Below are 24,102 nucleotides of genomic sequence, written 5' to 3'. Positions count from 1 at the left end.
CGGAGTGTCGTCTTTCTGTGGGTCTTACGTTTCCGCTCTCACATTCGTTCGAAGGAAAGACGCTGACCTCGGTCTTGCGGTTGCCGGGAACGAACGTGACCGATCTCAAGCAGTCGCCCGTGGGTCATCTCTCAGGCACTTTTACGGGCAGAGCCGACCAATCAAGATCACCTTTTTCTGAGAGAGGGGCGCACTGTCAGTGGCAGGTGCGAGGATGCGTGCAGTACTGGCCGACGTGCTGGGGCGGGGTGGGGGACTCCGCGCCCGGGCAGAAGGGACCGCTGACGGCGATGCAGATCCGGCTGACCGTCGTAGATCCGCTGGGCCCGTCGGCGCCGGCGCGGGACCGCGCCCCGCGCAGCGACGTGCTGGTCACGGCACCCGCCGGTACGGCGCTCGCGGCGGTGGCGTCGGCGCTGGCCCAGGTGGTCCTCGGCGGTGACGGCTCGGGCACGCCGGTGCTGTACGCCGGGGAGCAGCGGTTGGACGCCCAGCGCTGCACCCTCGGCGAGCCCCCGCTGACCGACGGTGCCGTGCTGTCCGTGGGCGCGCCCGGGGAGCCGGAGCCACACCCCGAACTGGACGACGCCCCGGCCCAGCTCCAGGTCGTCGCCGGCCCGGACGCCGGCGGCGTCCATCTGCTGCACGGCGGCGAGATCCGCATCGGCCGCTCCGCCGACGCCGACGTGCCGCTGGACGACCCGGACGTCTCCCGGCTGCACTGCGCGGTGACGGTGAGCGCGGACGGCCGCGTCCAGGTCGCCGACCTGGACTCCACGAACGGCACGACGGTGAACGGCACGCGTGTGGGCGGCAGGGCGGTCCCCTTCGCGCCGGGTGCGCTGCTGCGGATCGGCGAATCGGCCCTGCGGCTGGCTCCCGCCGGGGGGCCGGGCGCCCGGGTGGAGACGACTCCCGACGGGGAGGGGCACGTGCGCGTGCCCGCCGGGGGCGGGACGGAATCCCCCGTGTCCCCCGCGCGCGTGGCGGACCCGGGACCCGCCGGGCCCCTCGGTCCCACGCATCGTGCCTACGGCTTGGCGGCCGGGGGCGCGCCGGGTGCTTCGGAGCACGGCTCCACCGATCCGGCCGTGGTGCCGGAGCAGGGCGGGTCGCCGAGGATCGAGAGGGCAGGCGCGGGCGCGGGCTCCGAAGCGCCGCGGGGACGGGACCAGGGCGGCTGGGCCCGGCCGACGGGCAGCGGCGGCGAGGCCGAATCGGTAGGCAGCCCGAGCCAGGTGCCGCCCCGGGGCGCCGGACACGCGGCACACGCGGGAGACAACCGGAGCGAGAACCCCCCGCGAAGCACCGCAGACCCAGCCCGCCCGGGAGGCAACCGGAACGAGATGCCGCCCCAGGGCGCCGGACACGCGGCACACGCGGGAGACAACCGGAGCGAGACCCCCCCGCGAAGCACCGCAGACGCACCTCAGCCGGGAAGCAACCGGAACGAGATGCCGCCCCGGGGCGCCGGGCGCGCGGCCCATGGAGGAAACAACCGGAGCGAGGCGCCGATCGGCGGCACGCGCGACGGGTCGCGGTCAGGGACCGCCGGTGCCGCGCAGGCTGTCGTCGGGACTGCCGGAGCACCCGCCGGGCAGCAGGCTGCCGCTCAGGGGAGTGCCTTCGCATCCCCGGCCGAGGCCACGCGGCAGCGCGACGGGGTCCGGGCCGGAAGCGGCGCCGGGGACACGCACGCGGGTCGTTCCGGCGCCGGGGCGTTCGGCGACGCGGTCCCCGTCCGGCCCGCGACGGCGTACGACGCCGGCGTCGCGGACGGCACCGGCCCTCACCCCTGGGGCCCGGACGGGTCGGTCGCTCCCGCTGTTCCCCCCCGTGCCGTGGACCCGGCCCTCGCGGACGAGCAGATCGGCCGGGGACGCGAAAGCACTCCCCTGCGCGGCACCGACGTGCCCCCGGGCACCCGCAGGCGCGGGGGGCTCGGCGCGTGGGCCCGGCGGCTGGCCGGAGGACGTGGCGAGCAGGCGGCGGACCCGCGCGGGGCGTACGAGGACGAGCCGGCCGCGGTGACGGCGGTGGAGCACCACCCGGTCGTCGTGCCGGCCGCGCCGGAGACCTGGCCGGACCCGGCCACCCTGCTGCTGACGGCGCTGGGGCCGGGTCCCCGGCTGTGGGAGCGCGACCCCGGCCACCCGGAGGCGCTCGCCATACGCCTCGGTACGGCCGACCGGGCGGCGCCGGACGGCTCGGGCCTGCTGCCCGCCGTGCCCGTGACCTCCGGGTTGCGCGAGGTCGGGGCCCTGGGGCTGGCCGGGCCGCGGGCGCGGCTGTCCGGGCTGGCCCGTGCCGTGCTGGCCCAGCTCGCCGCGCTGCACTCGCCCGACACCCTGGAGATCGTCCTGATCGCCGCGGACCGTGCCCGGTCCCTCGAGGAGCGCACCGCCGAGTGGTCCTGGCTGGGCTGGCTGCCGCACGTCCGCCCGGGGCACGGGCAGGACTGCCGGCTGCTCCTGGCCCACGACCGCGAGCAGGCCGCGGCCCGCACCGACGAGCTCACCCGCCGCCTGGAGGACCACCTCGCGGAGGCGGGTCCGGGCGCCGCCACCGGTACCGGCGGTCCGCCGGTGGGCGCCTCGGCCCGCGGCAGCGCACAGCCCGCGGGCTCCGGCCCGGCCCCGCACCACTCCGTCCCGGCCCCCCGGCGCCCCTCCTGGGCGCGTGACGACGCTTCCGCCGCCGACGTGACCGGTTCCTTCCCGGGCCCGTACACCGTGCTCGTCGTGGACGGCGACCCCGGCGGATCCGACCTGCGCAAAGCCGTCGCGCGGCTGGCGCTGGAGGGCCCCGGGGCCGGGATCCACGTCATCTGCCTGGCCGAGACCGCCGCCGCCTCCCCTGCCTCACCGGTGACGGAGACGTACGAGGCGGCCTGCTCGGTGGCACCGACCTTCCGGCAGTGCGGCGCGGTCGCGCTGCTCAGCGGGGACGTGGCCACGGCCCTGCGGCTGATGCGCGTGGCCCGGGCCGGTGGCGAAGGGGCGCAGGCGGCACCCGTCGGGCACGGCACCATCGCCACCGTCGATGCCGTCTCCACGGCCTGGGCCGAACGCTTCGCGCGGGCGCTGGCGCCGCTGCGGACGGACGGCCCGGCGAGCGACCGCCAGCCGCGCGTGTCCGCACCACTGCCGCAGGCGGCCCGGCTGCTCGACGAACTGGGCCTGGCCCGGGCCACCCCGGCCTCGCTGATGGCGCGCTGGGCGGACGCGGCCGACGACGCCGACGCGCTGGGCGGACGCGTGCGCGCGGTGCTGGGCGCCGGGCCGCGCGGCCCGGTCTGCGCGGACCTCGCAGCCCAGGGGCCGCATCTGCTGGTCGAGGGCCCGCCGGGCAGCGGCCGTACGGAGCTGCTGCGGGCGATCGTCGCGTCCCTGGCCGCCGCCGAGCGGCCGGACCGCCTCGGCATCGTGCTGGTCGACGGCCGGGGCGGCCCGGGTGCGGGCGGCGGGCACGGCGAGGGACTGCGGGTGTGTACGGACGTACCGCATGTCACCACCCTGCTCATGGCGCACGACCCGGTCCGGATGCGGGAGTTCGCTCAGTCGCTGAGCGCCGAGCTGAAGCGGCGTGCCGAGTTGCTCGGGCGGTCCGACTTCGACGAGTGGCACACCGGGCGCGAGCTGTCGGGCCGTATGGTCGCCCAGCGCACGGCCACGGCACGGGGCGGTGCCCCGGCCGGGCCGCCCGCCTCGGGAGGCTCCGGCGACCTCGACTCCCCGTCCAGTTCCACCATGCGGCTGCGGCCCGGAGCGGCCCGGCGGCAGGCGGAGGCGGCCGCGCCCCCGCTCCCCCGGCTCGTCGTGGTCGTCGACGACCTGGACGCGCTGGTCTCCCCGGCGCTCGGCTCGACCGGGCGGCCCGCGGCCGGTTCGGTGATGCGCGCGCTGGAGGCCGTGGCCCGGGAGGGCCGGCGGCTCGGCGTCCATCTGGTGGCGGCCACCGGTCCCTGCGCGCGGACGGCGGAGACGGAACCGGCGCGCCGGGCCACCCTGCGCGTCACGCTCGACGCCCCGGCCCCGGGCCCGGACGAGCCCGCGCCCGGGCGCGGGCGGCTGACCGGCGCGGACGGGCGGGTCACCCCGTTCCAGGGTGGGCGGGTCACCGGCCGGATCCCCCGCACGGCGACGCTGCGCCCCACCGTCGTGCCCCTGGAATGGCACCGCATGGGTGACCCTCCGGCCCGGCGTCCGGTGCGGGAGCTCGGAAACGGGCCGACCGACCTGGCACTGTTGGCCAGCGCGCTGGAAAGGGCGGCACGGGAGGTCGCGGCGGCGAAGGTGCCGTCGCTCCTGTAACCGGGTACGGCCGCCGGTCCCACGGCGTCATGGGGCCGCGTCCCTGGTCACGAGGGAGTCACGATCCCCCGCTTGACAGCCGACGCCATCTTGCCGCCCCCGCACACCCGGGCGTAGACCAGATCGCACGGGAGCGCGCTCGACGTTCGACGAGGAACGAAGAACGGGGCAGTCATGCGCATGACGAGCAGCACCATCCGGACACGCTGGTCGCCCGAGCGGGACAAGGCGACCCCCCAGCACCGCAGAGCCGTCAAGGCCGCGGCCGCCGTCGCCGCGGGAGCGCTCGCGCTCTCGCTCTCCGCCTGCGGAGGCAGCGACAAGGACACCAGTGGAAGCACGGGCGACAGCGAGGAGACCGCCAACAGCGTCAACCTTCCGAAGCTGGACGGGACGAGCCTGGAGATCGCCGCCGTGTGGAGCGGCACGGAACAGGCCAACTTCAAGAAGGTCCTGGCGGAGTTCGAGAAGCGCACGGGCGCCAAGGTCACGTTCGTGCCCGCTCAGGACCCGATCATCAACTTCATCGGCTCGAAGGTGGCCGGCGGGCAGCCGCCGGACATCGCGATGCTGCCGCAGCCGGGCGCCATCAAGCAGGCCGTCGACCGGGGCTGGGCCAAGCCCCTCGGCGCCGACGCCCTCAAGGAGCTCGGCGAGAACTACTCGCAGGGCTGGCAGGACATCGGCAAGGTCGGCGGCAAGCAGTACGGCGTCTACTACAAGGCCGCCAACAAGTCCCTGATCTGGTACAACAACCAGGTCTTCGAGAACGCCGGGGCGAGCGAGCCCGAGACCTGGCCGGATCTGCTCAAGACCGCGCAGACGGTCTACGACTCCGGCGTCACCCCGTTCTCCGTCGGCGGCGCCGAGGGCTGGACGCTGACCGACTGGTTCGAGAACGTGTACCTCTCGCAGGCCGGGCCGGAGAAGTACGACCAGCTGGCCAAGCACGAGATCAAGTGGACGGACCCGTCCGTGAAGGACGCGCTGACCACGCTCGCGCAGGTCTGGGGCAAGCCGGAGTACATCGCGGGCGGGGCGAACGGGGCGTTGCAGACCGACTTCCCGGCGTCCGTCACGCAGGTCTTCACCGGCGGGGACCAGCCCAAGGCCGCCATGGTGGCCGCGGGTGACTTCGCGCAGGTCAACATCCCGGAGAACATGAAGATCGGCACGGACGCGAAGGTGTTCCCGTTCCCGGCGGTCGGTGACAACGGACCGGTGGTCTCGGGCGGCGACGCGGCCGTGATCCTTCAGGACTCGAAGGGGTCGCAGGCCCTGGCCACCTGGCTCGCCTCGCCGGACGCGGCACAGATCCAGGCCAAGCTGGGCGGTTACCTCTCTCCGAACAAGAACGTGCCGAACTCCGCGTACCCGAACGCGGTGCAGCAGAAGATCGCCAAGGCGCTCATCGACGCCGGTGACGACTTCCGCTTCGACATGTCCGACCAGGCCCCGCAGGCGTTCGGCGGGACGCCCGGCAAGGGCGAGTGGAAGATCCTCCAGGACTTCCTGAAGAACCCGAAGGACATCGCGGGCACGCAGGCGAAGCTGGAGACCGAAGCGGCCGCGGCGTACGGGAACTGACGTCATGACGTCGGTGACGGCGGCAGGGGGCACCAAGCCCCCTGCCGCTCCCAAGTCGCGCAAGAGTGTGACCGGCACCCGCAGGACCGTCGCGGCGCTGTTCCTGTTGCCCGCGTTCGTCCTGCTCGGCGCGCTCGTGGTGTACCCGATCGGGTACTCGGTCGTACGCAGTTTCTACGACCAGTCCGGTGACGGCTTCGCCGGAATAGACAACTACCAGGCCCTCTTCACCGACGAGGGCATCCGCACCGCGTTGAAGAACAACATCATCTGGGTGGTGTTCGCGCCGACGGTCGCCACGGCCCTCGGCCTGATCTTCGCGGTGCTGACCGAACGGGTGCGCTGGGGTACGGCGTTCAAACTGGTCGTCTTCATGCCGATGGCGATCTCGATGCTGGCGGCGGGCATCATCTTCCGCCTGGTGTACGACCAGGACCCGGACAAGGGTGTGGCGAACGCGGTGTGGGTGGGCGTGCACGACACGTTCTCCCAGGCGTCGGCCTTCCCGAAGGCCCACCCGGGGCGGGACTCGCCGCTTAAGCCGGCCGGCGGCGGTGCGTTCATCACCACGTCGCCCGTGCGCACCGGCGAGGCGGTCTCACTGCCCCTGGTGGGAGTGGCGCCCGACATGATGCCGGACGGCGCGAAGGCCGCCGTGGCGCCGAAGCCGGAGCCGGACAAGGTCACCGGGACGACCTGGCAGGACTTCACGCGCGGCAAGGGCGTCGGCAAGCTCAACAGCGTCGACACGGCCGAACTCGGCTACGCCGGCATGAAGATCGAGGCCGTGAAGGACGGCAGGGTCGTGGCGTCGGCGACGGCCGCCGGCGACGGCACCTTCACCCTGCCCGCCGCGGCCGACGGGGCCCAACTGCGCCTCCCGGCGAGCAACTTCAAGGAGCCCTACAACGGCCTGGACTGGCTCGGCCCGTCCCTGGTCACCCCGTCCATCATCGGCTCGTACATCTGGATGTGGGCGGGCTTCGCGATGGTGCTGATCGCGGCCGGGCTCGCGGGGGTGCCCCGGGAGCTGCTGGAGGCCGCCCGGGTCGACGGCGCGACCGAGTGGCAGGTGTTCAGACGGGTCACGGTGCCGCTGCTGGCGCCGGTCCTCGCGGTCGTCATCGTCACCCTGATGATCAATGTGCTGAAGATCTTCGACCTGGTCTTCATCATCGCGCCGGGATCCGCCCAGGACGACGCGAACGTCCTCGCGCTGGAGCTGTACCGCAAGGGCTTCTCCGAGGACCAGCCGGGCATCGCCAGCGCCATCTCGGTGTTCCTGCTGCTGCTCGTGATCCCGGTGATGTGGTTCAACGTGCGTCGGCTCAGGCGGGAGGTGCGGCGATGAAGGCCAAGCAGTCGCTGGGGTCGCGGCTCGCCGAGGGGGTCGGCGGCGGGCTGGTGCGGGTGTTCCTCATCGTGGTCGGCCTGTTCTGGCTGGTGCCGACGATCGGTCTGCTGCTGGCCAGTCTCCGTTCGCCGGAGAACATCGCGGCGAGCGGCTGGTGGAAGGTGTTCACCGAGCCCTCGCAGATCACCTTCGACAGCTACGCGAAGCTGCTGGAGAACGACGACATCACCAGCAGCCTGCTGAACACGGTGTGGATCACCGTCCCGGCGACCCTGCTGGTCGTGATCATCGGCTCGCTCGCGGGCTACGCCTTCGCCTGGATGGAGTTCCCGGGCCGGGACTGGTGGTTCCTGGGCGTGGTCGGCCTGTTGGTCGTGCCGGTGCAGGTCGCGCTGATCCCGATCGCCGAACTCTTCGGCAAGATTGGCGTCTTCGGCTCGGTGATCGGCGTGGTGCTGTTCCACGTCGGATTCGGTCTGCCGTTCGCGGTGTTCCTGCTGCGGAACTTCTTCGCGGAGATCCCGCGCGAGCTGCTGGAGGCGGCGCGGCTGGACGGGGCGGGTGAACTGCGCCTGTTCTTCCGTGTCGTGATGCCGCTCGGCGGCCCGGCGATCGCCTCGCTCGGCATCTTCCAGTTCCTGTGGGTGTGGAACGACATGCTGGTCGCGCTGATCTTCTCGGACTCCGGGAGCCAGCCGATCACGGTCGCGCTGCAGACGCAGGTACGGCAGTTCGGCAACAACATCGATGTGCTGGCACCCGGCGCGTTCATCTCCATGGTGGTCCCGCTGGCCGTCTTCTTCGCGTTCCAGCGGCAGTTCGTGTCCGGCGTCATGGCGGGCGCGGTCAAGTAGCGCGCACGGCAAGGTACTCGGAGGGGCGGGCCGGGGGCGGGCCGCCCCTTCCGCGTTCCCCCGGATGCCGTAGCCGGCGTAACCAAGTCGGCCCATCGGCCGTTCCCGGGCCGAACGCCCGCGCCGACCGATGGATGGCATCTTGCCCAGGTTCAGTGTCATTGTCCCCGCGTACCAGGTTCAGGCGTACCTGCACGAGTGCCTGGAGTCGGTGCTCTCCCAGTCCTGTCCCGATCTGGAACTGATCGTCGTCGACGACTGCTCTCCGGACGCGTGCGGCGCGATCACCGACGAGTTCGCCGCCGGCGACGCGCGCGTACGCCCCGTCCACCTGCCGGAGAACGTCGGACTGGGCCGCGCGAGAAACGCGGGCGTGGCGCACGCGAGCGGCGACTACCTGCTGTTCCTCGACGGTGACGACACCCTCACGCCCGACGCCCTGCGGTCGATCGCCGACCGGCTGAAGGAGACGGGCGAGCCGGACGTGCTGGTCTTCGACTACGCGCGCAGCTACTGGACGGGGGAGGCGATCCGCAACCAGGCGGCCCTGCAGCTGACCGAGCGGGGCCCGGCGCCGTTCCGCCTGGAGGATCGGCCGGGCCTGCTGCGGCTGCTGATGGTCGCCTGGAACAAGGCCTACCGGCGGGAGTTCGTCGAGCGGGAGGGGTTCGTCTTCCCGCCCGGCGTCTACGAGGACACGCCGTGGACCTATCCGGTGCTGATGACCGCCGAGTCGATCGCGACCCTCGACCGGGTCTGCGTGCACTACCGGCAGCGGCGGCAGGGCAGCATCCTGCGCACCACCAGCGAGCGGCACTTCGACATCTTCGAGCAGTACGACCGGGTCTTCGCCCATCTCGACGAGCGTCCCGAGCTGGCCCAGTGGCGGCCGGTGTTGTTCCGCCGCATGGTGCACCACCTGGCGATCGTGTACTCCCGGCGGGACCGGCTGCCCCGGGGCGCGCGCGCCGACTTCCTGCGCCGGGCCCGCGCCCACTACCGCCGCTACCGCACCCCCGGTGCTCCCGTCCCCCTGCGCTGCCGGATCCACCACGTCCTGATCCGCTTCGGCCTGCACCGCACCTACCGCACCCTGCAGTTCGCGTCGGCCGTGCACCGCGCCGCCGCCAGGGCCGTCGGGAAGCTGACGCGAGGCCTGCGGTCGGCCGCCCTCACGACCCACTACCGCGTCCAGCGCTGCCTGCCGCTGCGCGCCGACCGTGCCGTCTTCGCCGCGTACGAGGGACGCGGACACGGGTGCAACCCGGGCGCGCTGGAGGCCGCGTTCCGCGAGTTCGCGCCGCACATCCGCACGTCCTGGATCGCCCGCCGCGAGCACCACCACACGATCCCGCCCGGCCCGCGCCGCCTCGTCCCCGGGACGGCCGCCTACTGGACGGCACTCGCCCGCTCCCGGTACCTGGTCAGCAACACCGGCTTCGACGACCGTCTGGCCAAGCGCCGGGGCCAGGTCCTGATCCACACCGGGCACGGCACCCCGCTGGGGCACATCGGCCTCGACCTCCAGGAGCGCCCCGCGGCGGCCCGCGGCCGGGACTTCGCACGGCTGCTGAAGGACGTCGACCGCTGGGACTACGTGCTGTCCGCCAACCGCCACACCACGCTGACCCACGAACGCGTCCATCCCGGCCGCTACACCACGCTGGAGTACGGCTACCCCCGCAACGACGTGTTCCGGACGGCGACCCCGGCGGACGTGGCCCGGCTGCGCGCCTCCCTCGGCATCCCCCGGGGCGCGGTGGCGATCCTGTACGCGCCGACCCACCGCGACTACCGCCGCTCCCAGCGTCACCCCCTCGACCTGCAGCGGATCGCGCGGCGCCTCGGCCCGCGCTTCGTCGTCCTGGCCCGCGCCCACCACGCCTACGACGCCCCGCTGACCACCACCTGCGGCCGGGTCGTCGACGTCAGCGACCACCCGAGTGTGGAGTCGCTCTGCCTGGCGTCGGACGCCCTGGTCACGGACTACTCCTCGCTGATGTTCGACTACGCCAACCTGGACCGGCCGATCGTGATCCACGCCGACGACTGGGAGGCGTACGACGCGGCCCGGGGCACGTACTTCGACCTGCGCGAGGTCCCGCCGGGCGCGGTCGCACGCGGCGAGGACGAGCTGATCGACATCTTCGCCACCGGTCACTGGCGCGGCTCCCGCTCGGCCCAGCTGCGGGCGGCGTTCCGCGAACGGTTCTGCACCTACGACGACGGCCGGGCCGCCGAGCGGGTGGTGCGCCGGGTGGTGCTCGGGGAGTCGGAGCTGCCGCCGGTCGTGCCGCTCGGCGAGCGCCGTCCGGTGCCCTCGGCGGCGGCCGAGCTGGGCCATGAGCCGCTCACCACGGTGTCGCTGCCGGCCGGCCCCCACGCCGTCACCGACAGCCTCTGACCACGGTTTCCACTCCGGGGAGTCCGCATGCCCTCCAGCCCGTCGCGGCCGACACCCAGCCGGCCGCCCTCCTGTCGTCCGTCCGGGCGGCCGGGACGCCCGCGCGCCGCGTGAGACGGCCCGGCTCCAGCAGATCCGCCTCCTGACAGAAAGAGCAGACGGAATGCCCCGCTTCAGCATCGTCGTCCCGTCCCATGGGGTCGCGGGCCGGCTGTCCCTGGCGCTGGACTCGGTCCTCGCCCAGTCGTTCGGCGACTTCGAGCTGATCCCGGTGTGCGACGCACCCGACGCGCCGGCGGCGGACGTCGTCGCCGGGTACGCCGAGCGGGACTCCCGGGTGACGCCGGTGCACTCGCCGCCGTCGGCCGGTCTGGCCGGGGCACGCAACGCCGGGCTGCGGTCGGCGGTCGGCGGCCATGTGCTGTTCCTCGACGGCGACGACGTCCTGGTCCCGGGGGCGCTGGCGGCGCTGGACACCCGGCTGGCCGAGGCCGGTGACGCGGACGCCCCGGTGGACGTCCTGTACTTCGAGCACGAGCGCACCCCCTGGTGGGAGGGCGAGCCGGCCAACCCGGTCGCCCCCCTGCTGGCCAGGACGCCGGACGGGGCCTTCTCCCCCGGCCGGGCCCCGCGGCTGACGGGCGTGGCACTGCCGGCGTGGAGCGCGGTCTACCGCCGGGCCTTCCTCACCGAGCAGGGCATCGCCTTCCCCGGGAACCACTTCACCGACGTCGGCTTCGGCGGTCTCGTCACCCTGCGCGCGGAGCGGGTGGCGGCCCTGCGCGCGGTCGTCGTCCGGCATCTGCTGCGCCGGCAGGGGAACCGCCTGAACCTCCCCGGCGAGCACCACACCGAGCTGCTCGACCAGACCGAGCTGGTGCTGACGCGGGCCGTGGAGCAGGGGCTTGCGGCGGACCGGCTGACGCCGCTGTTCGAGCAGCTCTTCGCCGCCGTGCTGAAGACGGCCGCCCATCCGCGGCGGCTGACGTCCGGCCGCCGTGCCTTCTTCCGGCGGGCGAGCGCGCTCTACCGGCAGCACCGGCCCGCCGGCCACCGGGCGCCCGGCGGGAGCCTCGGCGTCCAGCACCGGCTGCTCGCCTCCGGGTCGTACACGGCCTTCCACGCCCTGCGCGCCGCCAACCGGAGTGCGCTGCGGGCCACCGGGCTGTTCCCCCGCCCCCGGGGGCTGCGCACCCGGCTGCGGTACGCGATGCACCTGCGCCTCCCGCTCGACCGGAACCTCGTCGTGTACTGCGCGTACTGGGGCCGCGGCTACGCCTGCAATCCGGCGGCGATCCACGCCAAGGCCCGCGAGCTCGCCCCGCACCTGCGCGCGGTGTTCCTGGTGGAGCCGGACGCGGTGGGCAGCCTGCCGCCGGACGTGGAGCACGCGGTGATCGGCAGCCGGAAGTACTGGGAGGTGCTGGCCCGCGCCGGGTACCTGGTCAACAACGCCAACTTCGCGGACGCCGTGGTCAAGCGTCCCGGCAGCGTCCACCTCCAGACGCAGCACGGCACGCCGCTGAAGACGATGGGCGCCGACCAGGCGACCTATCCCGTGGTGGCCGCGGCCACCGGCAGCTTCACCAGGCTGCTGGCCCGGGTGGACCGCTGGGACTACAACCTCACCTCCAACCGGCACTCCACCGAGATGTGGGAGCGGGCGTTCCCGAGCGCCCACGAGACCCTCGAGTACGGCTATCCGCGCAACGACGTCTACTGCACGGCGTCCGCCGAGGACGTCGCCCGCGTCCGCAAGGAACTGGGCGTCCCCGACGGCAAGAAGGCCCTGCTCTACGCGCCCACGCACCGCGACTACGCCACCGGCTTCGCGTCGGGCCTGGACCTGGCCGAGTTCTGCGAGGCGATCGGCGACGACTACGTGGTGCTGCTGCGCGCCCACTACTTCTACGACCAGGGCTCCTCCCGGGGTGGCGGCCGGATCATCGACGTCACCGGGCACCGCTCGTCCGAGGACGTGTGCCTGGCCGCGGACGCGCTGATCACCGACTACTCGTCGATCATGTTCGACTACGCCAACCTGGACCGGCCGATCGTCGTGTACGCCGACGACTGGGACGTCTACCGGGAGACCCGGGGCGTCTACTTCGACCTGATGGAACTCCCGCCCGGCCGGGTCGCCCGTACGCCCGGGGAGCTGGCGGCCCTCTTCCGCGACGGCTCCTACGCCGACGCGTCCGCCGCTGCCCTGCGTGCCGCCTTCCGGGAGCGCTTCTGCCAGTTCGACGACGGGCGCGCCGCCGAGCGCGTCGTGCGCCGGGTGCTGCTGGGGGAGCCGCCCGAGTCGATCCCGCCCGTGATCCCGCTCGCGGAGCGCGTCCCGGCCCCCGCCACCCTCGTGAGGAGCTGACCGAAGAAGTGCCCCGCTTCAGCATCATCGTCCCCGTCTACAAGGTGCAGGGCTTCCTGCGTGAGTGTCTCGACTCGGTGCTCGGCCAGTCCTGCGGCGACTTCGAGGTGATCGCCGTCGACGACCGGTCGCCCGACGGCAGCGGCGCGATCCTCGACGAGTACGCCGCCCGCGACGCCCGGCTGCGAGTGCTGCACCTGCCCGAGAACGTCGGCCTGGGCCGGGCCCGCAACGCCGGTCTGGAACAGGCGGCCGGCGACTACGTCCTCTTCCTGGACAGCGACGACCTTTACACGCCGGGCCTGCTGGCCGCCGTCGCCGCCCGCCTGGCGGTGACGGACGACCCGGACGTCCTGGTCTTCGACCATGTGCGCACCCACTGGTGGGGCCGGGGCGGGCGCAGCGAGGCGGCGGACCTGCTGGCCTCGGCCGGCCTGGAGACGTTCGGCATCCGGGAGAGCCCGCAGTACCTGAACCTGTTCCTGGTCGCCTGGAACAAGGCCTATCGGCGGGACTTCTTCCTGGAGCACGGTCTTCGGTACGCGGCGGGACTGTACGAGGACGCGCCCGTCACCTACCGGTCGATGGTGCTGGCCGACCGCATCGCCTGTCTGGACCGGATCGGCGTGGAGTACCGGCAACGCCGGCAGGGCGCGATCACCAAGACGCCGGGGCGCCGGCACTTCGACATCTTCCCGCAGTACGAGGGGCTGTTCGCGTTCCTGGAGCAGCGCCCCGACCTCGACTGGGCGCGGCCGTTGCTGCTGGAGCGGGCGCTGGACCACATGCTGTTCGTGCTGGCCCGCGAGGACCGGGTGCGGCCCGCGGACCGGGGGGACTTCTACCGCGAGATCCGTTCCTTCCACCGCCGTCATCTCCCGGAGGGCGGCTTCCTGCGGCCGGACGGCTGGCGCGGGGTCGAGATGCGGCTGCTGGCCTCGGCGCCCTACGCGTCGTACGCGGCGGCGCGCGGGCTGCGGAATCTGCGCGCGACCGCCGTGGGCGGGCAGCGGCGGGTGGCGAAGAAGGCGTCGAAGACGGCCCTGCGCGGCTGGTACGCGGCCCAGTCGAAGCGCCCCCTGGATCCGCATCTCGCCGTCTACTCGGCGACCCACCACGGGGGCGTGTCCGGTGATCCCGCGGCGATCTACGAGAAAGCGCGCGAGATCGCCCCGCACCTCCGGGGCGTGTGGGTGGTCCGGGAGGACGCGGTGGAGGCGCTGCCGCCCGGCGTCGACCATGTGACGCCGGGCTCGCGGCGCTACCACGAGGTCATGGCGCGGGCCACGTACTGGGTGAACAACGTCAACTGGCCCGGCACCCTCGCCAAGCGGCCCGGCAGCGTCCACATCCACACCCACCAGGGCACCCCGCTCAAGTACATGGGCGCCGACCTGCTGACCAAGCCGGGCGCCCGGCACGGCTTCGACGTGCCGCAGATGCTGCGCCGGGCCGACCGCTGGGACTACAGCCTGGTCGCGGGGCGGCACGCGGAACGGGCCTGGGAGCGGGCCTATCCGTGCCACTTCACCTCGCTGCGGACCGGCAGCCCGCGCAACGACGTGCTGATCGGCGCGGGGCCCGAGCGGGGCCGGGAGGTGCGCGAGCGGCTCGGCATCCCGCCCGGCGACACGGTCGTGCTGTACGCGCCGACCCGGCGCGACTACCGGCGGGGCGGACATGTCGACCGGTTCGACCCGGCCCGGTTCGCCGAGGACCTGGGCCCCGGGCACACGCTGGTCGTCCGGCTGCACCCGTCGCTGGCGTCGGGTGTCGCGCGGGGCCTCGGCCTGGCCGATCTGCACCGGCGGGGCGTGCTGGTGGACGCGACCGACGAGCCGCACGTGGAGGACGTGATGCTCGCCTCCGACGTGCTGGTCACCGACTACTCCGCCCTGATGTTCGACTACGCCCTGCTGGACCGCCCGATCGTCGTCCACGCCGACGACTGGGGCGCGTTCGCGGCCAGCCGGGGCGCCTACTTCGACATCACGGCCGACGCGCCGGGCCATGTGTCGCGCTCGTACCGGGAGCTGGCCTGGCTGTTCGCGTCCGGCACCTGGCAGGACGCGGAGGCGGCGCGGCTGCGCTCCGGCTTCCGGGAGCGCTACTGCGAGTTCGAGGACGGGCGGGCCGCCGAGCGGGTCGTCCGGCTGCTGATGCTGGGCGAGCGGGGTGGCGCGCTGCTGCCCGCGGCCCGCCGGACCGAGGGCGTCCGCCCCCGACCCCAGGCGCTGATCGAGAGATGAGAACTCCCGCGACCCCCGAGGCCGCCCCCTCCCTGCCGGGCCAGCGGGCCGCCTCGGCCCGGCCGCCCGCCGCCGAGCGGCTGCCGTGGGTGCACGGGTGGCACGCGGCCTTGGTGGCCGTGCCCACGGCGGCTCTGTTCGTGCTGGGCTACCGGCGCCGCTGGATCTGCGACGACGGGCTCATCTACCTGCGTCCGGTGCGGCAGATCCTGGCGGGCAACGGGCCCGTGTTCAACGTCGGGGAGCGGGCGGAGAGTTCGACCGGCACCTTGTGGCAGTGGCTGCTGGTGCTCGCCACGCGGGTCACCGGGGAGGACCCGGCGTTCCTCGCGGTCGGTCTCGGCCTGGCCTTGAGCACCGCCGGGTTCGCGTTCGCCCTGTTCGCCACCTGCCGGCTGCACCGGGGCGCGGGAGTGCTGCTCCCGGCGGGCGTGTTCGTGCTGCTGGCCGTGCCGCCGTTCTGGTCGTACATGACCTCGGGTCTGGAGAGCGGCCTCGGCGCCTTCTGGACCGGCCTGTCGTGGTGGCTGCTGACGCGGACCCGGCGCGGTCAGGAGGCCCGGGAGACGTACCGGGCCGCCTTCGTGTTCGGGCTGGGTCCGCTGGTCCGGCCCGATCTGGCGGTGGTCACGGCATGTTTCCTGGCGGCGCAGTGGTGGGTGCTGCGGCCCTCCCGCCGGGGCACGGTGGCGGTGCTGGCCTCGGCGGGAGCGGTGCCGCTGGCGTACGAGGTGTTCCGGGCGGGGTACTACGGGGTCCTGGTGCCGCTGCCGGCCATCGCCAAGGAGGCGGGCGCCAGCGACTGGAGCCGGGGCGCCGGGTATGTGCAGGAGACGCTCGGGCCCTACTGGCTGTGGCCCGTCGTTCCCGTGCTCGGGGCGCTGGCGGCTCTGCTGGTGCGCCGCGCCCGGCGGCAGCGGCGGGAGCGCGCCCCGCGCCGGGCCTCCCTCGCGGTGCTGCTGGCGCCGCTCGCGGCGGGTCTGCTGCTGGCCGGGTACGTCGTCCGGGTCGGCGGCGACTACATGCACGCCCGCATGATCCTGCCCGCCCTGCTCCTGTTGCTCCTGCCGGTGCTGGTCGTGCCCGCGACCAGGTTCACGGGTGTCGCGAGCGCGCTGCTGGCGGTGTGGCTGTGCGCGGCGGTCAGCCCGCTGCGGACGCCGTTCGACGTGCGCAGCACGCCCGGCTCGTTCAACGTGCGCAGCTCCGACGTGGAGGGCCTCGGCGACCACAACCCGGTGCGCACCGCCACCTGGGTGGCCAACTGGCCCGCCCTGCCGGAGGGGCGCGCCATGCTGGCGCGGGCCGAGCGCGCGCCCGGGCCGACGCTGCTCTACTTCGACGCCGCGCGGCGGCTGCACGCCACACCGGCGCGCGCGGACTCCCCGTACCGGGTGGTGATCGTGGGACGTCACCTCGGAGTGACGGGGGCGGCGGCGCCGCTGGACGCCTACGTCAACGACGCCTGGGGGCTGGCCAGCCCGATCGGCGCGCATCTGGCGCTGGAGCGGTGGAGCTGGCCCGGGCACGAGAAGTTCCTGCGCAATCACTGGGTCTTCGCGGAGTGGGCGGCCAAGCATCCGCCGCGGCGCGACCTGCTGCGGGCCGGGGCTCCCCCAGAGGCGGTCGAGGCGGCCCGGGCCGCGCTGGGCTGCGGGGAACTCGCCGAGTTGAGGGAGTCGGTGCGTGCGCCCCTCACCGCCGAGCGGTTCTGGCGGAACCTCACCGGGGCGGTCGAGCGGACGCGGTTCCGTTTCGCGCGCTGGCCGGCGGCGGCGCAGCAGGCGCTGTGCGACCGACCGGCAGGTGGGCGTAGCGGCCTCACCCGATGAAGTGACCCGGGGTCAGGGCGTGTACAGGGGCGGGAACATTCGGCGCATGTCCCAGACCCCCTCCCCTCTCCGGTGAGCGCCCCGGTCCTGGTCCGGCGGGCCGTGCGCGGCGCGACGGCCCTGCGCGGCGGCCGTGCCGGGCGGCTCACCCCGTACCAGCTCTACGGCGCCCTGTTCTGGCTGGTGATGACGCTGGCGTACTGGCGGATCCCGCTGTGCTGCGACGCGGGACAGCACGCGGCGGTCGTCGAGCGTCTGAAGGCCGATCTGCTGCACCCGGCCCACACCATGGCCGATCTGCCGGGTGAGGGCAGCCCGTACTACGGCCCGTACGCCGTCGCCCAGGGCGTGCTGGCGCGGCTGACGGGGCTGTCGGGCTGGGAGGTCGTGAAGCTCGCCGGGCCGGTGCACCTGCTGGTGCTGCTGACGGGGCTCGGCCGTTTCGTGAGGACCCTCACCTCGCGTCCCTGGGCGCCGGTGTGGGCACTGCTGTGCATGACGCTGCTGTGGGGCACCGCGCGGATCCTGTGGAGCGGCTACCTCGGGCTGATGTCGATGACGACGAACCTGGGCTACCCGTCCGCGCTGGCGATCGGCCTGACGTTCTGGGCGTGGGCCTGGACGGGCACCCGCGCGCGGGACGACGCCCCCGCCGTGCGGTTCGTCGGGCCGAGCGGGCTCGGCGGCTGGTGGGGGTACGCCGGCATCGGCGCCCTGTACGGGCTGATCCTGCTCACCCATCCCGTGACGGCGGCCTCCGCGCTCACCGGGGCGGTGGCGATCGTGGCGTCACGGCAGCGCGGCTGGCGCCGGCCGGTCACGGCACGCTGGGCGCTCACCGCGGCGGCCTGCGCGACGGCCGCCCTGACCTGGCCGTACTACGACGTTCTGACGCTGGTGGGGGACACCGGCATGGACGCGATGCACCGGCAGCTGTACGAGAGGATGCTCGCCAACGCGTGGCTGGCGCTGCTCGGGCTGCCCGCGTTGTGGGGGCGGGCCCGCAGGTCGGCGCGTGATCCGCTGGTGTGGATGTTCCTGCTGGAGTGCCTGCTGGTGGCGTACGGCTGGGTGAGCGGGCACTACACGTACGCCCGGGCCCTGTGGGCCGTGCTGGTGCCGCTGCAGTTCGCGCTGGCGGTGGAGTTGGCGGCGCCCCGGCCCTGGAGCCGGGCCAGGCGGGTGCTGGGCGGGGCGGCGGCGGCCGGGGCGTGCGTCGGGTTCGTCACCGTGCACGCCGGGGCGGTCGTGCCGCGCTCGGTCGACCCGGTGGGGTTCACGCAGCCGACGCGCTGGCCGTCGTACGACTGGGCGGCGCGGCACATCGGGCCCGGCGAGGTCGTGATCACCGACGGGTACTTCGCCTCTCACGCCATCGCCGGGTACGGGCCGAACCTGGCGGCGCCCATCTGGCCCGACCCGGCTCTGGACGAGCGGAGGCGGGAGCGCCGGGCGGCCGATGTCCGCGCCTATCTGGCCCCCGGCTCGACCCGCGCCGAGCGGTCCGCCGTCGCCCGCCGCTATCACGTGCGCTGGCTGCTGCTGACGCGCCGGCACCCGGTGCCCGAGGAGGCCGTGGTGGTGGCGTGGAGCCGTCGGACGGGGGAGGTGCTGGCGCGGGTCGGGGGGTGACCTCCGCGGGCCTGCGGGGTCACTCGATGACGAGGTCGACCTCGATGTTGCCGCGGGTGGCGTTGGAGTACGGGCAGACCTGGTGGGCCTGCTCGACCAGCTTGCGGCCGGTCGCCTCGTCCACGCTGTCGGGCAGCTCCACGCGGAGCGTGACGGCGAGGCCGAAGCCCTCGCCCTGCTTGCCTATGGAGACCTCGGCGGTCACGGCGGCGTCGCTGACGTCGACCTTGGCCTGGCGGCCGACGAGGCCGAGGGCGCTGCCGAAGCAGGCGGCGTAACCGGCGGCGAAGAGCTGCTCGGGGTTGGTGCCCTGGCCGTTGCCGCCCATCGCCTGGGGCACGCCCAGGGCGAGGTCCAGCACGCCGTCGGAGCTGACGGCGCGGCCGTCGCGGCCGTGGGTGGCGGTGGCGACAGCGGTGTAGAGCGCGTCCATGGAAGACCTTCCCTCTCACGTCATGGTTCGGCGGCCCGCTTCCGGGCCGCCCGACACCAGAATTAGAGCACACAACTAAGTTGTGCGCAATTGAATGGCGGGCGCGAGCTACCCTGGAGGCATGAACGCGCCCGACGACGACTGGCTCCGCCTGGACCAGCAGATCTGTTTCTCCCTGCACGCGGCCTCCCGCGCCTTCAACGGCGTCTACCGCCAGATCCTCAAGGACCTCGGGCTCACCTACCCGCAGTACCTGGTGATGCTGGTCCTGTGGGAGCACGACGAGCTGCCCGTGAAAAAGCTCGGCGAACACCTGCGGCTCGACTCGGGCACCCTGTCGCCGCTGCTCAAGCGGCTGGAGGCGGCCGGTCTGGTGCGCCGGGAGCGCAGCGCGCGCGACGAGCGGTCGGTGGAGGTGCGGCTGACCGGGGAGGGCGTCGCCCTGCGCGGGCGGGCGCTTCAGGTGCCGCGCCGGATCGCCGCCTCGACCGGCTTCGACCCCGAGGAGATCCGCGCCCTGCGCGCCCGCCTCGACGAGCTCACCACCGCCCTGGACGCCGCCGCGTTCGCGGAGCCGCAGGGCGGCTCACCGGCAGGCGAGCCGTCGTAGCGGCACCGGGCGGTTCGCCGGGCGGCTCGTCCGCCGGCTGCCGCCGCACGTGGAGGCGGAGCACCACGCCGTCCCGGGCGTGTTCCTCCCGGACGGCGAACTCCTCCCTCAGCACGGCGAGTTTGGCGCGCTCGACCGGGTCGGGCGGGGACCAGCGCGGGTCCAGCGCGTACGGCTCGGAGACGACCCAGACACGGTCCACCGAGGCGAGCCGCCGGCGCAGCTCCCCGGGGGACGCCTCCCGGCCCCACAGCGTCCCGGAGCGGGACGCGGACTCCCGCAGCGCGATGTCCCGCGCCCGCTGGAACCCCTTGGGGTAAGCCAGCGCGGCGAGCCTGCCGACCGACGGCACGAACAGCACCGGATCGCCGGGCCGCATCTGCCGGACGGCGAGCGCGGAGACCACGGCGAGGTTGTCCGGGCGGTGGGCGGCGGCACGGTCCTGGCGATGCACGGGGAGCTGGGTCAGGAAGGTGACGACGAGGGCGAGGACACCGGCGGCCCCCAGCAGGGCGTGCACCCGCCGGCCGCCGACCCGCATCCGCCGCCCCTCGAACCGCATCCGCCCCAGAGCCCGGGCCACCCGTCCGGCCCCGGCCGCGACCAGCAGGGACGCACCCGCCAGCGCGTAGAGCACATACCGGTCGTGGTAGAGCGGCCGGACCTGCGACACGGCCATCAGGACCGTCGGCGGCACGAGCAGCAGCGGCAGCGCGACCGCCGCGGTCCGCCGCTCCCACAGCCCCACGGCCGACAGCAGCAGCGACCCCCAGAACACCGGCCCCGCCGGGCCGGGAGAGAAGTTCCCGGCCAGCCTCTCCACCCGGTCCCACCCCGGCGCCACCAGCCACGCCACCTGCCCGGACTGCCCCCGCGACACCCACACCAGCGGCACCAGGAGCAGCGCCACCGCCACCGCCGCCCGACCCCAGCCGGACCAGAGCCCTCTCGGTACCCGCAGCAGGGCCAGCGTCACCGCGTGCGCGCACAGCACCGGAACCGCCAGCTCGTGCAGGGCACAGGTCAGGCCGACGACCGCCCCGTACGGTCCCCAGCCCCGGCCCCCCACCCCGTCCACAGTCCTCAGAAGCAGCAGCGTCGAGGCCGCCACGCCCGCCGCGACGAGCGCGTACGACCGTCCCTCCTGGGCGTAGTGGCCGACCATCGGCGTGATCGCGTAGAGGACACCGGCCCACAGGCCGACCCGGGGCCCCGCCAGCCGGACCCCCAGGGCCGCGACCAGACCGGCCGTCGCCGTCGCCGCGCACACCGACGGCAGGCGCAGTACGACCTCGCCGGGATGGACGGCGAGGACGGCGTGCATGAACAGGTAGTAGAGGCCGTGCACCGCGTCCACGTCGTGCAGCAGCCGCCAGATCTGCGGGACCGTACGCTGCGCGACCTGGAAGGTGACACTCTCGTCACCCCACATGCCGCCGCGGTCCAGCCCCCACAGCCCGATCGCGAGCATCACCGCCATGGGCACCGCCACGGGCACCACATCCGCGCCGAACCGGCCGCTCCCCCTCGACTGTCCGCTCTTCACGGCCCGATTCTGTGGCGCTTAGTACCTTTTGACAGGGTTTGATGGTGTGTTATCACTTTAATGTCATTCGCCCGGCTTACGATTCGTCGTGATGAATGCCGTGATGCATACCGAGACGGACATCGAGAGGCCGCTCGCCGAGGTCGCCGTCGTGGTGATCGGTTACGACGACGCCGCCCATGTGCCGGACGCCGTGCGCTCGGCGCTCGACCAGGGCCCGGCCGTACGCGAGGTGGTGGCCGTCGACGACTGCTCGACGGACGGCAGCGCGGACCTCCTCGACCGGCTCGCCGCCTCGGAGCCCCGCCTGAAGGTGATCCGCCGCCGGGTCAACAGCGGCGGCTGCGGCACCCCGCGCAACACCGGACTCGACGCGGTGACCGCGCCGTACGTGATGTTCCTGGACAGTGACGACGTCCTGCCGCCCGGCGCGGTCGACGCGCTGCTCGAAGCGGCCTCGGGTGCGCGTGCGGAGGTCGCGGGCGGCCTGTGCGTCCGCCGGGAGGTGCCCTCGGGGCGCGAGGTCCCCTGGCAGGCACGCCTCTACGCGCTGCACGCCGTGGTGCCGCACCCCGCGCAGCGGCCCCGCCTGGTCGACGACACGCTCTGCGTCAACAAGCTCTACCGCACCGGTTTCCTGCGCGCGCACGGCATCCGCTTCCCCGAGGGCCGCTTCCCGTACGAGGACGTCGTCTTCACCGCGCGCGTGCTCGCCGCGGCCCCGCGCATCGCCCTGGTCCCGGACCGGGTGTACGTGTGGCACGTGCGCCGGTCGGCCGAACGGCTGTCGATCTCCCTGGACCGGGCCGGCGTCGAGAACTGGCGGGCCCGCACGGAGGCCTGCCGACAGGCGCACGAAGTGCTGCTGGGCGCCGGCCACAAGGAACTCGCGCGGGCCGTGCGCGCCAAGTTCCTCGACCACGACCTGCGGATGTACCTGCGTGAACTGGGGTTGCGCGACATCGCCTACCGGCGCGCGTGGTGGGAGCTCACGCGGTCGCATCTCGCGCAGTACGACGCCGACGACTGGGCGCGCAACCCGGGCGCTCCCGGCCGGCTGGCCGGGCGGGTCGTCCTGGCCTCCCCGGAGCCGCGCGACCTGCCCCGGCTGCGGGAACTGGCCGCCCGCCCGGCCCGTCTGTACCCGCCGTACGCCCGCGCCGCGGACGGCACGCCCGTGTGGTCGGACGGCCTGCCCCAGGTCTCCCTGGAACCTCTGCAGGACAGGCCGGTGCGTGCGCTGCCCCTCGCCGTCGACGGGGAGCTGCGGCCACGCGCGCGCAGCACCCGGCTGCGGCTGCGCCTGCACGAGCTGTACGGGCGCGTGGCGCAGGCGGGACCGGAGAGGGTGGAGACGGAGTGGCGGCACCGGAACGACGAGAACGTGGCGGTCCGGGGCGCGACCGTCGCGCTCGTGCCGTGCGCGACGGGCTCCGGGGCCGCCGGGGACGCCGGCACCTGGTGGGCCGAGACGACCGTTGACCTCGCCGCGCTGGCGGCACTCGGCGTGGGCACCTGGGACCTGCGCCTTCGCATCCGCTTCCGCGACGGCGCGAGCCGCGACGTCACCGCGCACGCGCTCACGGGCGCCGGGCTGCTGCGCCGCAGCGCCGTCCCGAGCGCCCGGCACGGCGTGGTACTCGTACAGCCGTACACCACCCACTCCGGCGCGCTGGCGCTGCGGGTGGCCCCCGGCGTACGCGGTGTGCTGTCGGTCGCCCGCGCACGACTGCGCCGCCTGCTTCACTGAGAGCGCGACACCCGCGACGGAGCGGCGCACAGCACCACCACGGGTCAACTGGAGAGGGGACGACCGCACATGACCTGGTTGATCACCGGCGGCGCCGGCTACATCGGCGCGCACGTGGTACGGGCGATGACCGCGGCGGGGGAACAGGCGGTGGTGTACGACGACCTGTCCACCGGTATCGCCGAGCGCGTGCCCGACGGGGTGCCCCTGGTGGCGGGCTCGACCCTGGACGCCGAGCGGCTCGCCCGCGCCCTCGCGGACCACGCGGTCACCGGTGTCGTCCATCTCGCGGCGAAGAAGCAGGTCGGCGAGTCGGTCGAACTGCCGCTGCACTACTTCCGGGAGAACGTCGAGGGCCTGCGGATCCTGCTGGACGCCGTGACGGCGGCGCGGGTGCCGTCCTTCGTCTTCTCCTCCTCGGCGGCGGTGTACGGCATGCCGGACGTGGACCTGGTGACGGAGGAGACGCCGTGCGTGCCCATGTCGCCGTACGGCGAGACCAAACTGGCCGGTGAGTGGCTGGTGCGCGCGACGGGGCGGGCGACCGGGCTGTCGACCGCGTGCCTGCGCTACTTCAACGTGGCGGGCGCGGCGAGCCCGGAGCTCGCGGACGTCGGGGTGTTCAACCTCGTGCCCATGGTCTTCGAGAAGCTGACGGAGGACGCGCCGCCGCGGATCTTCGGCGACGACTACCCGACCCACGACGGCACCTGTGTGCGCGACTACATCCACGTCGTCGACCTGGCCGAGGCCCATGTGGCGGCGGCCCGGGCCCTGCGCGCCTCCCCCGGCCGCGGTCTCACGCTGAACATCGGCCGGGGCGAGGGGGTGTCCGTGCGCGAGATGATCGACCGCATCAACGCGGTCACCGGCTACGACCGGCCGCCCACGGTGGCGCCCCGGCGCGCGGGCGACCCGGCCCGGGTCGTCGCCTCCGCCGACCGCGCGGCCACGGAACTCGGCTGGAAGGCCCGGCACGACGTGCAGGACATGATCACGTCGGCCTGGGAGGGGTGGCTGCGGCTGCATCCGGAGGCGGAGCGGAGCTGATCCGTCCGAGCCTTTGACGAGCCCCGGGGCGACTGCCGGGGCTCACTCGAGCGCCGCTCACCCACGCGTGACCTCGCTGTCGAGGGGCGCGCTCACGCGGGGCGCACACCCGCCGGG

Annotated in this window: 14 protein-coding genes; 12 read left to right on the top strand and 2 right to left on the bottom strand. The window is 74.0% G+C overall.

Features of this window, described 5'->3' with window-relative positions; translation table 11 throughout:
- Nucleotides 1–290 precede the first annotated feature (290 nt).
- The 9 genes from ACIQHQ_RS00210 (at nt 291) to ACIQHQ_RS00170 (ending at nt 18,596) form a co-directional block, all read left to right on the top strand.
- Entirely contained in the window at nt 291–4,313 is a 4,023-nt protein-coding gene (locus ACIQHQ_RS00210) for an FtsK/SpoIIIE domain-containing protein (RefSeq protein ID WP_402610584.1), read from the top strand.
- A 174-nt stretch (nt 4,314–4,487) separates the two neighbouring features.
- Nucleotides 4,488–5,900 carry an ABC transporter substrate-binding protein gene (locus ACIQHQ_RS00205; RefSeq protein ID WP_402608562.1) on the top strand — a complete coding sequence of 471 codons (1,413 nt, stop codon included), beginning with the start codon at nt 4,488–4,490 and terminating at the stop codon, nt 5,898–5,900.
- A 4-nt stretch (nt 5,901–5,904) separates the two neighbouring features.
- Nucleotides 5,905–7,251, top strand: a complete 1,347-nt coding sequence (locus tag ACIQHQ_RS00200; RefSeq protein WP_402608561.1) for a carbohydrate ABC transporter permease — start codon at nt 5,905–5,907, stop codon at nt 7,249–7,251.
- Complete coding sequence (locus tag ACIQHQ_RS00195; RefSeq protein WP_402608560.1) at nt 7,248–8,108, top strand: carbohydrate ABC transporter permease; 861 nt, start codon at nt 7,248–7,250, stop codon at nt 8,106–8,108. The genes ACIQHQ_RS00200 and ACIQHQ_RS00195 overlap by 4 nt, the downstream gene beginning before the upstream one ends.
- A 142-nt stretch (nt 8,109–8,250) precedes the next feature.
- The gene (locus ACIQHQ_RS00190) at nt 8,251–10,512 is read left to right on the top strand and encodes a CDP-glycerol glycerophosphotransferase family protein (RefSeq protein ID WP_402608559.1); all 2,262 of its coding nucleotides are present in this window, start codon (nt 8,251–8,253) and stop codon (nt 10,510–10,512) included.
- Nucleotides 10,513–10,675: 163 nt separating this feature from the next.
- Nucleotides 10,676–12,883: a CDP-glycerol glycerophosphotransferase family protein gene (locus ACIQHQ_RS00185; RefSeq protein ID WP_402608558.1), complete on the top strand. Its 2,208-nt coding sequence runs from the start codon at nt 10,676–10,678 to the stop codon at nt 12,881–12,883.
- A gap of 8 nt (nt 12,884–12,891) precedes the next feature.
- Nucleotides 12,892–15,132, top strand: coding sequence for a CDP-glycerol glycerophosphotransferase family protein (locus ACIQHQ_RS00180; RefSeq protein ID WP_402608556.1), 2,241 nt, complete (start codon nt 12,892–12,894; stop codon nt 15,130–15,132).
- Nucleotides 15,129–16,964 carry a hypothetical protein gene (locus ACIQHQ_RS00175; RefSeq protein WP_402608554.1) on the top strand — a complete coding sequence of 612 codons (1,836 nt, stop codon included), beginning with the start codon at nt 15,129–15,131 and terminating at the stop codon, nt 16,962–16,964. Before ACIQHQ_RS00180 ends, ACIQHQ_RS00175 begins: the two co-directional genes overlap by 4 nt.
- Before the next feature lie 72 nt (nt 16,965–17,036).
- Nucleotides 17,037–18,596, top strand: a complete 1,560-nt coding sequence (locus ACIQHQ_RS00170) for a hypothetical protein (protein ID WP_402608552.1) — start codon at nt 17,037–17,039, stop codon at nt 18,594–18,596.
- Nucleotides 18,597–18,615: 19 nt separating this feature from the next.
- On the opposite strand, the gene ACIQHQ_RS00165 is transcribed toward ACIQHQ_RS00170, so the two are convergent.
- Nucleotides 18,616–19,029: an organic hydroperoxide resistance protein gene (locus ACIQHQ_RS00165; RefSeq protein WP_030837644.1), complete on the bottom strand. Its 414-nt coding sequence runs from the start codon at nt 19,027–19,029 to the stop codon at nt 18,616–18,618.
- Nucleotides 19,030–19,123: 94 nt separating this feature from the next.
- Here ACIQHQ_RS00165 and ACIQHQ_RS00160 point away from each other — a divergent pair, with 94 nt between their 5' ends.
- Entirely contained in the window at nt 19,124–19,639 is a 516-nt protein-coding gene (locus ACIQHQ_RS00160; protein WP_402608550.1) for a MarR family winged helix-turn-helix transcriptional regulator, read from the top strand.
- Here ACIQHQ_RS00160 and ACIQHQ_RS00155 read toward each other — a convergent pair.
- Entirely contained in the window at nt 19,569–21,185 is a 1,617-nt protein-coding gene (locus ACIQHQ_RS00155) for a glycosyltransferase family 39 protein (RefSeq protein WP_402608548.1), read from the bottom strand. The genes ACIQHQ_RS00160 and ACIQHQ_RS00155 overlap by 71 nt on opposite strands.
- Nucleotides 21,186–21,288: 103 nt before the next feature.
- Here ACIQHQ_RS00155 and ACIQHQ_RS00150 point away from each other — a divergent pair, with 103 nt between their 5' ends.
- Nucleotides 21,289–22,935 carry a glycosyltransferase family 2 protein gene (locus tag ACIQHQ_RS00150; RefSeq protein WP_402608546.1) on the top strand — a complete coding sequence of 549 codons (1,647 nt, stop codon included), beginning with the start codon at nt 21,289–21,291 and terminating at the stop codon, nt 22,933–22,935.
- A 69-nt stretch (nt 22,936–23,004) separates the two neighbouring features.
- Nucleotides 23,005–23,985 carry a UDP-glucose 4-epimerase GalE gene (gene galE / locus ACIQHQ_RS00145; protein ID WP_402608544.1) on the top strand — a complete coding sequence of 327 codons (981 nt, stop codon included), beginning with the start codon at nt 23,005–23,007 and terminating at the stop codon, nt 23,983–23,985.
- Nucleotides 23,986–24,102: the final 117 nt, after the last annotated feature.

This window comes from Streptomyces sp. NPDC092370 (assembly GCF_044755265.1).
Lineage (GTDB): Bacteria > Actinomycetota > Actinomycetes > Streptomycetales > Streptomycetaceae > Streptomyces.
This window is presented reverse-complemented; position numbering and strand designations above follow the sequence as displayed.